Raw genomic sequence first — 14,858 nt, 5'->3', positions numbered from 1 at the left:
AATTAGTTAGCAACCACGTTAAGTAGTTTACCTGGTACGTAAATAACCTTACGGATTGTTACGCCATCAGTGAACTTAGATACGTTAGGTTCAGCAAATGCTAGTGCTTCTACTTGCTCTTTAGTAGCATCAGCTGGCACCGTTAATTTTGCGCGTAGTTTACCGTTAACTTGCACGATGATCAGTTTTTCATCTTCAACAAGGGCAGACTCATCAACTACGGGCCAAGACGCATCTAAAATATCGCCTTCTTTACCCAATTCTTGCCACAATTGATGTGACAAATGCGGCGTAATTGGTGCAAGCATAATTAGCAGCGCTTCAAGCGCTTCGTTGGCAATCGCTACATCTTGTTTGTCAGCTAAAGGTGCTTTTAACAATTTGTTTGAGATTTCCATGATTGCCGCAATGGCAGTGTTGAATGTTTGACGACGTTCAACATCATCAGTCACTTTTGCAATTGCTTTGTGCAGCTCACGACGAAGCACTTTTTGCTCGTTGTTTAATGCTGATTTGTCTAATGCTTGGAAACCAACAGTGTTCACATCAACCGCATATTTCCATACACGTTTAATGAAACGATGTGCCCCTTCAACACCTGAATCAGACCATTCAAGCGTTTGCTCTGGCGGTGCGGTAAACATCATAAATAAACGTACCGTATCAGCGCCGTATTGAGCGATAACTTGTTGCGGGTCGATACCGTTATTTTTTGATTTAGACATTTTGCTCATGCCTGATGAGAATACTGGCTCGCCGTCAACTTTATGCCATGCTTTAGTCACGCGGCCTTTGTCGTCTGTTTCAGTATTTACATCACTAGGGGAAATCCAAATGTCGCCACCTTTTTCATCTTTACGATAAAATGTTTCGGCAAGTACCATGCCTTGGCATAATAAGCGGTCAAATGGCTCATCTGAATTAACTAAGCCAAAATCACGTAATAATTTATGGAAAAAGCGCGAATACAATAAATGTAAAATAGCGTGCTCAATACCACCAATGTATTGGTTTACTGGTAACCAGTAGTTTGCCGCAGCTGGATCTAGCATACCTTTGTCATGGCGTGGACTACAGTAACGTGCGTAGTACCAAGATGATTCCATAAACGTATCAAAAGTGTCAGTTTCATGAAACGCAGGTGCGCCATTAACTGTGGTTTTAGCCCATTGTGGATCTGCTTTGATTGGCGATGTTACACCGTTCATTACCACGTCTTCTGGTAAGCGCACCGGCAGCATATCTTCAGTCGCAGCAAGTTCGTTACCGTTTTCATCGCTTAACATTGGGATTGGTGAACCCCAATAACGCTGACGGCTAACACCCCAATCACGTAAACGGAAGTTTACTTTACGCTCACCAACACCCAGTGCTTCAAGTTTGTCAGCAATAGCCTTAAATGCGCCATCAAAATCAAGGCCATCAAATTCAGCTGAATTTACCAGCACACCTTTTTCAGTGAATGCCGCTTCATTTAGGTTTACTTCAAGATCTGAACCTGCGACAGGTGCAATGACTTGTTTGATGTCTAAACCGTAAGCGGTAGCAAATTCAAAGTCCCGTTGGTCGTGCGCGGGTACGGCCATTACAGCACCTGAGCCATAATGCATTAATACAAAGTTGGCAACCCAAATTGGTACTTGCTCACCGGTAAGTGGGTGAGTAGCAAAAAAGCCCGTTGCGATGCCTTTTTTCTCCATCGTCGCCATATCAGCTTCAGCTACTTTGGTGTTTTTGCATTCATCAACAAAGCGTGCCACAGCGTCGCTATTTTTAGCTGCTTCTTGTGCGATAGGGTGTCCGCCTGCAACAGCAACATAAGTCACACCCATAAAGGTATCAGGGCGAGTGGTATAAACGCTGAATGTTTCGTTGTTATCGGTGCGTTTAAACTCAATATCTAACCCTTCAGAGCGACCAATCCAGTTGCGCTGCATGGTTTTAACTTGCTCTGGCCAATCTTCTAACTTGTCTAAGTCGTCAAGTAGCTCTTGCGCGTAGTCAGTGATTTTAATAAACCACTGTGGAATTTCTTTTTGTTCAACTACAGCACCTGAACGCCAACCGCGACCATCAATAACTTGCTCGTTAGCAAGTACTGTTTGGTCTACTGGATCCCAGTTTACCGTTGACATTTTTTTGTACACTAGGCCTTTTTCGTAAAGCTTAGTGAAGAACCACTGTTCCCATTTGTAATATTCTGGATGGCAAGTTGCGATCTCACGATCCCAGTCATAACCAAAACCTAATTGCTTAAGTTGGGTACGCATGTAATCGATGTTCTCGTAGGTCCATTTTGCTGGCGCAGTTTTATTTTTAATTGCCGCATTTTCAGCCGGTAGACCAAACGCGTCCCAACCCATAGGTTGCATTACGTTTTTGCCTTGCAAGCGTTGGAAACGAGAAACAACATCACCAATCGTGTAGTTACGCACATGACCCATGTGGAGTCGGCCGCTTGGGTAAGGGAACATAGAAAGGCAATAATACTTTTCTTTGCTCTCGTCTTCAGTGGCTTTAAATACTTGGTTTTCTTCCCAGTAGGCTTGGACTTTTGACTCTATGTCTTGCGGGTTATATTGCTCTTGCATCTACGGTTCCAGACTTCTTGCAAACTAATAAAAAATTGCCGTTAGGATACCCCAAAAAAAGCACTAATCACAGCGTCAAATCAGTGGATTTTATATGAAATTAGTTTTCAGGGCAGGTTAACCTATACTTGTGTAAGGTATAGGTTCGCTAAACACAGTTCTGAAGGAGTAAACAATGGCTGATTATAAGACGTGGTTAACAGATTTGAGCACATGGTTAAAAGACGTAAAAGATCATGAGCTAAAAGATGCGATGGATAAGTTTATTGAATCTGAACAAGCGCTAAAAGATTTAGGACAAGAAAAATTAACTTTATACAGTGAATATTTAAAGCGCGATATTGAGCACATCCAAGAGCACGATCAACACTATGGTTCCCTTGCATGGCAAGAGCTTAAAGAGTCTTTGTGGTTTGAACTTTCACATATCGAAGACAAAACTCAACTTGAGTGGCAAGCATTAAATCAAGATTTTAAGCACAATGGGGTATATCACCAAGGCGAATGGATAGCCATGGGCACATTAGTATGTAAGAATTGCCAATATAGTTATGATATTTACCACGCTACGCAAATTACAGCGTGTTCGCAATGTGATGGTATCTACTTTAGCCGCAAGGCACTACAACCTTAAATAGTTAGTGAACAGTGCCTTTTAGTGCACTGATGCCACCTTACAAAATCAACGAATATGTTGGTATAAAAAGAAGTTAGAATGACGAAGAAACTGCTGCCTTTATCTGTGTCGGCCCTTGCGCCGACAATTTCACTTAATCATGTACAAACGTGCATGAACAATCCATATCCTGAAACCTTGACTTTCATCGGTCAACAGCGGGCGCAAAGTGCGCTTGATTTCTCGTTAGGGATGGAATTACCTGGTTACAATGTGTATGTAATGGGGGAGGCCGCGCATGGTCGGTTTACCTTAGTCAAAGATAAACTTCAAGCACACAGCAAAGGCCGGCCAACACCAAATGAGTGGTTATACGTTAATAATTATGACGACCACCGCGAGCCTATCGCAATGTTTTTACAAGCAGGTCAAAGTAAACAGTTAGCTGATGATATTGACTCATTTATTGATGAAGTACTCGACACCTTTCCTGCAGCGTTTGATAACCCAGCGTACCAGCGTAAAAAGAAAAAAATCGACCGTGAATTTAACGACGCTTACGATAGCGCAATTACTGCTGTGGAAATTGCCGCGCTTGAGCAAAGTGTTGCCTTAATTGAAGAAAAAAGTGTGGTTGGATTTGCCCCGCTGATTGATGGCAAACAACTAAGCGATGCTGAATTTGCTGAGCTTGATGATGAATTGCGTGAACAATTTTATGAAGTAATTGAAAAACTCGAAGATGCACTCATTGAGGCACTGATTGAGTTGCCTCGTTGGAAACGTGAATCATCTGAAAAACTCCGTAATTTAAAAAAATCCACCGCAGAGCTGGCTACTAAGCCATTACTAAAAGATCTTGAACATAAATATGCTGCGCACATTGGAGTATTACGCTATCTAAAAGACATCCGCGTGGAAATTATTGATGCGGTACTTGAGTGGCTCGATGATGAAGATGTTAGCGACGAAAACAAAGAAGATTTTGACCGTAAAGGGATGCTTACCGACTTTTTTGCACCTAATATTTTAGTTGAATTTAAAGAAGGTGATGCTGCCCCTGTGGTGTATGAGCCAAATCCTACCTTTGGTAATATTTTTGGCAAAATTGAATATGCTACTTCACAAGGCTCATTGATCACCAGTTATCGATCGATTCAGCCGGGGGCACTGCATCGCGCTAACGGTGGTTATTTGATTATGGACGCTGAAAAAGTGATGGCTAATCCACAAGTGTGGGATGGTTTAAAGCTGTCATTAAAAACTCATCAAATCAAAAATGATTTACCGTATCAAGATAGTGCTGTTGGCAGTAGCTTTACCTTGCGTCCACAGTTGATCCCGCTTGATGTAAAAATTATTTTACTCGGCTCGCGTGAGTTGTATTACACCATCGGTGAATATGACGAAGAGTTTGCTGAGCTGTTTAGAGTGTTAGCCGATTTTGATTATTACCTGCCAAGCAGTGATAAATTACAGTATCAATTTATCACTAAAGTGATTGAGTACTGTGAGCAGACGCTAAAGTGTAGTCTAACTGAGTCAGCGATGGCACGATTACTGAAATTTAGCTACCGCCAAGCAGAACATCACAATAAGCTTTCAGCTCGTTTTGCTGATGTGTTAGAGCTAGTGGCAGAAGCCAGCTTTTATACCAAGCAAGATAACTTAACTTTAATTGATGCCCATCATATTGATGAAGCGATTGAAGGCAAGCAATATCGTACTGGGCAAATTAGCGAAAATATGCTCAGCGATATCAAAGAAGGGCATACCTTAATTGCCACCGACGGTCATGCTGTAGGTAAAGTAAACGGTTTAACAGTATTACACATTGGCGATACTTCTTTTGGTACTCCGGCACGGATCACCGCCACGGTTTACGCTGGTGCGGATGGGGTAATTGACGTTGAGCGCGAAGCTGAGCTGGGTAAAGCCATTCACTCCAAAGGTGTCATGCTACTGACTGGCTATTTAGGTAATAAATATGCGCAGCAATTTAGTTTAACGCTCAGTGCTAATATCGCCATTGAACAAAGTTATGGCTACATTGATGGCGACAGTGCGTCATTAGCTGAGTTGTGTGCGCTTATTTCTGCAATTACTAGCTTACCTATTAGCCAGTCAATTGCACTGACTGGTTCAATTAACCAGCACGGTGACGTGCAAGCCATTGGCGGTGTAAACGAAAAAATTGAAGGGTTTTTTAAGCTTTGCAAAATGCGTGGTTTAACGTCTGCGCAAGGAGTAATAATTCCTAAATCAAATCAAGTAAACTTAGTGCTTGATGACGAGATCCTCAATGCAGTAGAGCTTGGCAAGTTTCATATTTATGCAGTTGAAACGGTTGACCAAGCGCTTAATTTACTGATGGATATTGCAGCAGGCGAGTTGAGCGACGGGCAATATCCTGAAAACTCAGTTAACGGCATTGCCTTAGCCCGTTTAAGTGAAATTGCAGATATCGTTAATGGCGATAACGACGAAAAAGAACACGAGAAAGAATAATCATGATCAACATTATTTTGGCGATTATCATGGCCATTTTATGCTTTTTGATTTTTCAAAATAGCAAAAAAGTAAAGCAACAAGCGGTCGCTAATGCGCAAATCGAAGCCGACTTTTTAGTGGCAAACAGCAAGGTTGAAGGGGTTATTGAGACCGCATCTGGTCTGCAATATAAAGTTGTTAGCAGCAGTGGTAGTGAGGCAAGACCAAGCCCAACTAGCATGGTGAATGTGCATTATCACGGTACTTTGCTAGATGGCAGTGTATTTGACAGTTCTGTTGAGCGTAATAGCCCAATCAGTTTTGGTTTAAATCAGGTAATAAAAGGCTGGACTGAAGGCTTGCAACTGATGAGTGAAGGCGATAAATACACCTTTTATATCCCTCATCAATTAGCTTACGGTGAAAAACGTGTTGGCAGTATTCCTCCAGCCTCTTTACTTATATTTGAAGTTGAATTACTTAAAGTAGAGTCTTAGTTGAAAAAATGGCGAAATAAATACATTCGCCATTTTAAACAACTTTTACATGGCTTCTAGCTTGATACCACGTGTTTCTTTTATATATTTAACAATAAAAAATACGCTAATAAAGGCCGAAATAGCATAAAACCCATAGGCACCAGCTAAACCAATACTACCGAGCATAATCGGGAAGGTCATGGTAATTGTAAAGTTGGCAAGCCATTGCGCACTTGCTGCAACAGCTAAAGCAGCCCCTCGAATACGATTATTGAACATTTCGCCTAATAGTACCCATACAACAGGTCCCCAGCTTAAGCCAAAAAATACCACAAAGAGATTAGCCATGATAAGTGCAAACGTGCCCATACTGTCAGTTAATGCAAGTTTACCTGCCGCATCGAGGCCTGCGCTACCAAAGGTATAAGTTAATGCACTTAAACTAATAAACATACCAATACTACCTACTAGTAATAATGGTTTTCTGCCTACTTTATCGATAAGCGCAATTGCTATAAAAGTAGATAAAATATTGGTAGTACCCGCTAATACATTGATGAATAAAGATTGTGATTCATCAAAACCCGCTGCTTGCCAAAGCTCAGAGCCGTAATAAAAGACCACATTAATGCCTACAAATTGCTGAAAAACAGACAAAGCGATACCAACCCATACAATTGGGTGTATTTTCTTTTTACCGTCAATAAATAAGTCACGAATACTTGGTTTTTTATCGCCATGAAGTGACTGCTTAACATCGTTTATTTGTGATTGGGCATCATCATTAGATATTTTTTTAAATACAGCTTTGGCTTTTTCTAATTGGCCTTGGGCAACTAAATAACGCGGCGACTCTGGTATAAATAATACTCCCAACAGAAATAATCCTGCAGGTACAAGTTCTGCCCAAAACATCCAGCGCCAAGCCGCCAGCTCAAGAATAAAAATACCTTCAGCGCCGTTTGCCGCCGAAGCGATCAGGTAGTTACTTAAAAAAGCAGCAAATAAGCCAAGTACAATCGCTAATTGTTGCAGTGTTGCTAATCGTCCACGCAAAGCCGCAGGTGCGACTTCAGCAATGTAAGCGGGTGCCAATACAGATGCAGCGCCAATACCGAGACCACCAAATAGACGATAAAAAATAAATTCAGCGGAGCTGTCTGCAATGCCTGAACCAAACGCGCTAATGGCAAATATTACTGCAGTGATGATCATAATTGAGCGGCGGCCAAATTTATCAGCAAGCGGGCCCGCAATCAGCGCACCAAGAGCACAACCCAGTAAAACCGACGCAACATTAAACCCTGTTGCGACGCTGCTTGAGTTAAATGTTTTGCCAAGCGCCGACACAGTTCCGTTGATAACCCCGGAGTCAAAGCCAAATAAAAAGCCACCAATTGCTGCAACGCCAGATATAAATATAACGTAAAGTAGAGAATGGGTGTTTGTTGATAAAGAGTGATTCGGGCTATTAATCTTGCCCGACGATAAAGGTGTTGTCATGGTGATATACCTGGTTATTGTTGTAACGAATTATATAGTAGTGTGAGGCGACGCATATTTTAACATGATTTTATCGGGGCTGACTCTTTCATAACTAATATTAAAGTTATTATTAAGCACTTCGAGTAGACCTTTAACGTCGCCAGTTTTGAACATGCCTGCAACGTGTACTTGCTTCAAACGTTCGTCATCAGCAAGCTCAAAGTTAATATTGGTATAGCGGCTAATTTCGGTCATTGCGTCGCTAAGTGATTCGCCTCTGAAAATGATACTCCCTTGACGCCAAGATAAGTTTGCTGCCACATCAATCGCGTCAATTTTTTCAACTTTTTTGGTAATTTCACCCTTAAAGTCTAAATTGAGTTTCTCACCCTTTGATACCGGCGTGGAATGCAGCGATACATCTTTTGCAACTCTAGAAGTGCCATTATTTGAGAGGTTAGGTACAGCGGTTGTATACTGCTGAGCAACTAATACTTTTCCATCGGTAACAATAAGTTCTATTTGTTTATTGTTTACCTCTACATTAAACGCAGTTCCAACGGCTTGGATTATTTTATTACCAGTGACGACACTCAAAGGCCGTGAGGTATCATGTGCGACATCAATATGGATCTCACCACGAAGAAGATTGATTACTCGGGCTGATGGAGTGTATTTAATATGGACAAAACTATTTGTATTGAGTGTTATTTTACTTTGGTCAGGCAAAATAATATCTTTACTTTCTCCAATCGCAGTTTGAAAGTTTAATTGTTTTGCTACTACCGCAGATTTATTCGCTTGGTTAAACAGCGAAAAATTAAATGTTTCTTGAAAAAAGCTAAGCGCAACAGCCAATAAAATGGATGCTGCTATTGCGCCTAACCACACAGGGAGTTTTTGTTGTTGTTTTGATGCTTGTGGAAATAAGTCTGATAAACGACTTAACTCACTCATTTTATCCCACAATTGTGCAACTTCTAGCAGAACCTCAACATTTTTGTAAGAATCTCCAAGCCAAGCTTTAAGTGCTTCTTTTTCATCGCTGCTAAGGTTTCGGTCAAGTTTGGCTAGCCACTCACTCGCTTGATCTAAGCGTTCATCTTCAACTTGATTACTATCTTGGGAAGATTGATGGATCTGATGAATGTTACTCATATTTGCCTCCTGCACTGAGGTTTGCTGAAGGGGCTGGCTCATTATAGGTGCTTTTATTTGATTGACGCATAAACAGCGTACATCTTTTCATGCCTGTTGCAATATGCTTTTCCACGGTACTTTCACTAAGCTCCAATTGTGCAGCTATTTCACGCTGCGAATAGCCATACACTTTTTTTAATACAAATACTTTTCGACACTGTATCGGAAGCAATCTTACTGCTTCACAAAAATTCGAAAATTCATTATCGGTAAGTGTGCTCTCATACATCTCATCTTTGTATTGTTCACACAGAAGTTGCTCAAGCGCTTCCATATTATCAATACCGTCGACCAAGCGTATATTGGCCTGTTTTTGATAATCTAATGCTAAATTACGCGCAGTTTTATAGATAAATGACTTGGGAGAGTTAATATTGTCGCTGTTTTCAATTTTGCATATACGCACATACGTTTCTTGCACAATATCTTCAATTTCATGAGGTGGCACAATTTTAGCCACAACTCGCGAAATGCTTTTTCTTGAGACTAAATAAGCCTTGTGAAGTAGTGTGTCTTTCGTCATTAACGTTTTCTCATCGGATTTAGCTCTGCTGTTATTATTTTTATGCCAATACTTAGTAAGACGATTGAGATAAAAAAATCCACTAGGCAAAAACCATTTAATCGCATTTTTTTAATATAACGTTACCCATTGCCCTTTACCGGTCTATTTCTCGTTTTGCTTAAAGCTTGTAATTACAGTGTTAATTGTACTACAGTTTTTAGCAATCAAGAGTTCGGGTCTTGGCGCTAAGCTACTTAGCATCGTATGGTGCTTCTTTGGTTGTTAAAAAAACAGCGTAAAAATTATCTTAATTTACATCACTAAGTACTTAGATATTTACACCCAAATAGATACTTTAAATACGATTTAAACTTTTTAATTACTTGTTCTAATTGACGATATGCAGCAATTTTAGAAATGGGTTTAGCGGATAAAAACAGCAATTACTTTGCAAGCGAAACATTATTCAAAATTGAATATTTCGCCGTTGTATTTTAGTAATAATAAAAACAAAAAGGCTTAGCAATTTTCAGTATGACTAGTCAAAAATATATATTATTTGTAAATAATCGAAAATATTTATGGGGGAAAATAAAAACTCACTCGTCTTTGTTTTGTGTATGGCGAAAAACCATGCACATGAAATATCAAACATCTCAGCTTCATTTTTGTGTACTGGTTTTGGTTTTTACTTTGTTTAATACAGAGGCTCAAGCAAATACCAAAAATGGCAAGATTATGTTTGATATTCCAAGACAAAGGGCTGATCTATCGCTGATTAATTTTGCAGAGCAAGCTGATATTACCTTGTTGTTTCCGTTGGATAAAATCCAACAGTTGCAGACTAATAATATTACTGGTGAGTATTCAATAATAACTGCATTAAATAGTTTACTTGCAGGGACAGGCTTGCAATCACATGTCAGCGAAGATGGGCAAATATCTATTTCGATAGATCCACGCTTCGAGAGAAATGACAACATGACTAATTATAAAAAAAACGGGGTGGCGAGTGCCGTACTCGCAGTGCTTAGTAGCGTTACACTACCTGCAGTAGCCGATACCGCAGAACAAGGACCTGAAATAATTGAAGTAAGAGGAATAAGAGGATCACTTGGACGCGCAATGGATGCTAAACGTGAAGCGGGTGGAGTCGTCGATTCTATTTCAGCAGAAGATATTGGTAAATTCCCCGATACTAACTTAGCTGAGTCATTGCAACGTATCACCGGTGTTTCGATTGACCGTTCCGGCGGGGAAGGGCAATTAATCACGGTACGGGGATTCGGCCCGCAATTTAATACCGTGTTAGTCAATGGCCGCCAAATGGCATCTGAAAACCAAAGCCGAGCATTTAGTTTTGATACTATCGCGTCGGAGCTGGTAAAGAGTTTAGATGTATTTAAAACATCAACCGCAACAAAGCAGTCAGGCGGTATAGGCTCAACAATCAATGTAAATACCGCTCGTCCATTTGCTATTAATGGCTTTAAAGTAGCCGGCAGCATAAAAGGTATTTATGACGACAATAGTGAAGAAACAACGCCAGAGGTATCAGGATTAATTAGTAATACATTTAATGACGATACCCTAGGTTTGTTATTTGCTGTGTCACGTCAAGAACGTAGAACCCGGTTAAATCAAGCACAAGTAGATGGCTGGTTAGAAAATGTTGGCGTGCCTAAGCCGCAAACACAAAGCGGACAAGCTTATACTGGCAATATTTTTTCTCCCCGTAATTATGATCATAAAGTAACCACAGAGACGCGCACTCGCACCAATGCTAATTTAGTTATTCAATATGCCCCGTCTGATGATGTAGTGATTACTGGCGATGCACTGTATTCTGATTTTGATGTTGAAGCCGATACAACGTCTTATGGACACTGGTTTACTGCACCCAATTTAGAAGGGTTTGGTAATGCTGATGGACCAACTGTTGACGAAAATGGCACGGTGATTGATCTTTATCAAGAAGTCGGGCTTGCAACGGATATGCACGCTAAAAAATTCGATCGTTTAACAAACTCCAGTGCGCTTGGGCTTAATTTACAATGGCACGTAAACGATAATTTAAAAATGAATTTTGATTTAAGTCATTCAAAGGCTGAGCGTGAAGCAAATAATGGCCGAGGTGATCAGTTATCTTTGATTGGTTATGCAAACCGTGTGCGCTTTCAAGTTGATCAAGGGATCTTACCTTATGCGAGTGAGTTTGCATCGGCTGATGACAGTATTTACAGTGGTCAACAGGAGCTAGATGGCAGCGCATATAACCCGGCAATTAGCCCTGATGGGGTCTCAAATCATTTAGATCCGGCAAATAGCCGAGCTCATGTTATGTTGCGTCGTGGCTGGGCGGTCGAAGATACCGTTGATCAATTTCGTTGGGATAGTACATGGTACAACGATGGTTATACGGGTCTTGTAGCCGTAAAATTTGGCGCAATGTATTCATCCGAAACTAAAAGTCTTGAACGTTGGGATAATGAAGGTGTAGGTATACATTGTACTTTCTGTGGTTACCCAGATATGCCTAGTATGGACGGACTCGCACAGTTTGTATTTGATGCCGGCGATGACTTTTTAGATAACGTCAGTGGCAGTGGTCGTATGCCAACATCTTGGCTTGCACATGATGGTGAAGCAAACTTTGCTTATCTTGAGCAATATGCCGCTGCAAATGGGCAGCCAATTAGCTTTGATGCAGTAAAGCGTAATAAGTCATTTGAAATAACAGAAGGCACAATTGCTTTGTATAGCGAATTTGATTTTGAATCAGAGCTTGCGGGTATGCCCTTGTTTGCCTCAGCTGGGTTTAGGTATGAAACGACTGATGTTGAAGTGAACGGAAGCGATGAACCAGTTAACTCATTGTCAATTTTAGATAAAACAGAAATGTTAGCTAATTATGGCAATGTTCAATCTATTTCAGCTAATTCTGACTATGAAGCCATTTTACCTAATTTTAGTCTTAAGCTCGAAATCAATGATGACTTAATTGCCCGTGCTGCGGTATCACAAACAATCACTCGACCGACGCTCGATAGTATGTCACCGGTAACAGTGATAGAAACAACGCGGCAAGGTGGCAATTTAACATCCAGCTCTGGTAATCCAGCGTTAGCTCCTTTTACTTCTGATAACTTAGATCTATCTCTTGAATGGTACTACGGCAATGCAAGTTATGTATCGGCAGGTTATTTTAGAAAAAATGTTGCTAATTTTATTATCAATACCACTGAAGACTTAACCTTTGAACTGCCCGGTGGCGGTCTACTTACTGATCCTTCCACAGGTAATGATGTTGATAGTCCAGATCCAGCAGACACCACGGCGGTGTTTACCAATACCATACCAAATAACAGTGAATCAGCAATTGTTGATGGGTGGGAGGTTGCTCTACAGCATACTTTCGACAATGGCTTTGGTTTTATGGTTAATGCCACTATTGTGGATAGTAACAAAGAGTTAGATGCTGCAGATATTACTCAAGTGTTTGCTCTTACAGGCTTAAGTGATTCATATAATGTGGTAGGTTTTTATGAAAATGATTCTTTTCAAGCTCGCTTAGCTTACAACTGGCGAGACAGCTTTGTGCAATCGTTAAGTCAACTTAATGGTGATGGTGTAACTATTGTAGAAGACTATGCACAGCTTGATGCGAACATTAGTTATGATTTAACAGAACACGTCACAGTCTTTATTGAAGGCATTAATCTAACTCAAGAGTATGTTCACAAACGAGGTCGTTTTGCTAATCAAATGCTACAAATTGAAGACAGCGGTCGACGTTTCATGTTCGGTATTCGCGGTAATTTCTAGGCATTAATCGGGTAAATAAAGTGACTTTTATGTATTGATTAAAAGTCACTTTTAATTGTAATCCACGCGAGTATTAAAATGAAACAACAAGAAAAAAGCATAAACACAGTGATTGTCGTGGGTGGTGGTATTGCGGGTTGGTTAACTGCGGGGCGATTGGCTGCAGAGCATAAGAGTAATACGGACGTTGGCGTCAAGGTCACGTTAGTCGAATCGCCAAACGTACCAATTATTGGAGTTGGTGAAGGTACTTGGCCAACAATGCGCAGCACTTTAATCGCTTTGGGTATTAGTGAAACCGACTTTATCCGTGAGTGTGACGCTAGTTTTAAACAAGGTGCTAAGTTTGCACAATGGGTGGATGGTGGCGAAGATGATTATTATTATCATCCATTGGTTTTACCGCAAGGATTCACTAAAACAGATATGGCAGGATATTGGTTAAACGATAGCGAGCAATCATCATCGTTTTCTAATGCGGTATGTTTTCAAGAAGCACTTTGCGAGCAAGGTCTTGCGCCAAAGACGATCAGAACGCCTGAATATGGCGCTGTCGCCAATTACGCTTATCATCTAGATTCAGCTAAATTTGCAGTGTTTTTACAAAAACACTGCATCGAAAATTTAGGTGTAACCCATATTTTAGCGGATGTTACTAAAGTTAACAGCATCGAAAATGGTGATATAGGTAGTTTAACAACAAAGCAGGCCGGAAATATAAGTGGCGATTTATTTGTTGATTGCAGTGGTTTTTCATCGTTATTGCTCGGAGGTCATTATCAAGTGCCGTTCAAATCCTATCGTGATGTTTTATTCATAGATACGGCTTTAGCAGTACAGGTACCCTATGAAAATGACAGTAGCCCAATCGCTTCACATACCATCTCGACGGCGCAAGAAGCAGGTTGGATCTGGGACATAGGTTTACAACATCGCCGTGGTGTTGGTTATGTGTATTCGAGCAAACACAGCACTGAATCGCAAGCAAGGGCAAGACTTGCCGACTATATAGGCGATAAGATTGATTCACTGACAATCAGAAAAATTCCGATAGAAAGTGGCCATCGCAGTCACTTTTGGCAAAATAATTGTGTTGCTGTTGGATTGTCTGCTGGCTTTTTAGAGCCACTTGAAGCGTCTGCTCTTGTGTTAGTTGAGATGTCAGCGCAAATGATTAGCGAGCAATTGCCACCGACTCGCGAGGTGATGGACATTACAGCGAAACGCTTTAACGATACATTTCTCTACCGCTGGGGGAAAATAATCGACTTTTTAAAGCTGCACTATATTTTGAGTAAGCGCACCGATAATGCGTTTTGGATAGATAATCGCGATCCACAAACGATCCCACAAAGCTTGCAAGATTTAATGCAACTTTGGCAATATCGCGCTCCTGCTGATTATGATTTTGCGAGTAATAATGAAGTGTTTCCTGCTGCAAGCTATCAGTATGTCTTGTATGGAATGGGCTTTAAAAGTGATTACAGCAACTCACCTCACTTATTAAATGATAAAACATTTGCACAGAGTCAATTTGCTAAAAATAAACATATGATTCAGCAAGCAGTTTCAACATTACCTAGTAACAGAGAGTTACTTGATAAAATTAAGCTGCATGGGCTTAGTGCAATTTAATTGTGCTGTGAAATATAAAGAATAAAGAGAAC

General features: G+C 40.6%; 9 protein-coding genes. 5 read left to right on the top strand and 4 right to left on the bottom strand.

Annotated elements, in window-relative coordinates:
• Positions 1-2: 2 nt before the first annotated feature.
• Entirely contained in the window at positions 3-2,591 is a 2,589-nt protein-coding gene (gene leuS / locus H5163_RS16720; protein WP_145240556.1) for a leucine--tRNA ligase, read from the bottom strand.
• A gap of 175 nt (positions 2,592-2,766) precedes the next feature.
• On the opposite strand from leuS, the gene H5163_RS16715 reads away from it, so the two are divergent.
• From H5163_RS16715 to H5163_RS16705, 3 genes are all read left to right on the top strand, one after another.
• Entirely contained in the window at positions 2,767-3,225 is a 459-nt protein-coding gene (locus H5163_RS16715; RefSeq protein ID WP_145240558.1) for a zinc ribbon-containing protein, read from the top strand.
• Positions 3,226-3,306: 81 nt separating this feature from the next.
• Complete coding sequence (locus tag H5163_RS16710) at positions 3,307-5,715, top strand: Lon protease family protein (protein WP_145240561.1); 2,409 nt, start codon at positions 3,307-3,309, stop codon at positions 5,713-5,715.
• A 2-nt stretch (positions 5,716-5,717) separates the two neighbouring features.
• On the top strand, positions 5,718-6,194 hold the full coding sequence (locus H5163_RS16705) for an FKBP-type peptidyl-prolyl cis-trans isomerase (RefSeq protein WP_182735574.1): 477 nt from the start codon (positions 5,718-5,720) through the stop codon (positions 6,192-6,194).
• 45 nt (positions 6,195-6,239) lie between these two features.
• Here H5163_RS16705 and H5163_RS16700 read toward each other — a convergent pair whose 3' ends face one another.
• Genes H5163_RS16700 through H5163_RS16690 form a run of 3 tightly spaced genes read right to left on the bottom strand, consistent with a single transcriptional unit; the run spans position 6,240 to position 9,384 of the window.
• Positions 6,240-7,679, bottom strand: a complete 1,440-nt coding sequence (locus H5163_RS16700; protein WP_220493069.1) for a sugar porter family MFS transporter — start codon at positions 7,677-7,679, stop codon at positions 6,240-6,242.
• A gap of 30 nt (positions 7,680-7,709) precedes the next feature.
• Positions 7,710-8,819 carry a FecR family protein gene (locus H5163_RS16695; protein WP_145240565.1) on the bottom strand — a complete coding sequence of 370 codons (1,110 nt, stop codon included), beginning with the start codon at positions 8,817-8,819 and terminating at the stop codon, positions 7,710-7,712.
• Positions 8,812-9,384, bottom strand: coding sequence for an RNA polymerase sigma factor (locus tag H5163_RS16690; protein ID WP_145240567.1), 573 nt, complete (start codon positions 9,382-9,384; stop codon positions 8,812-8,814). Before H5163_RS16690 ends, H5163_RS16695 begins: the two co-directional genes overlap by 8 nt.
• Before the next feature lie 516 nt (positions 9,385-9,900).
• Here H5163_RS16690 and H5163_RS16685 point away from each other — a divergent pair.
• Entirely contained in the window at positions 9,901-13,191 is a 3,291-nt protein-coding gene (locus H5163_RS16685; protein WP_182735573.1) for a TonB-dependent receptor, read from the top strand.
• A 78-nt stretch (positions 13,192-13,269) separates the two neighbouring features.
• Positions 13,270-14,826 (top strand): tryptophan halogenase family protein, encoded by a 1,557-nt coding sequence (locus H5163_RS16680; protein WP_182735572.1) that lies wholly within the window; start codon positions 13,270-13,272, stop codon positions 14,824-14,826.
• Positions 14,827-14,858 lie beyond the last annotated feature (32 nt).

It is taken from the genome of Pseudoalteromonas sp. SG44-8 (assembly GCF_014164125.1).
Taxonomy (GTDB): Bacteria; Pseudomonadota; Gammaproteobacteria; order Enterobacterales; family Alteromonadaceae; genus Pseudoalteromonas; species Pseudoalteromonas rhizosphaerae.
The sequence above is the reverse complement of the archived record's forward strand: the minus strand, read 5'-3'. Positions and strand labels throughout refer to the sequence as shown.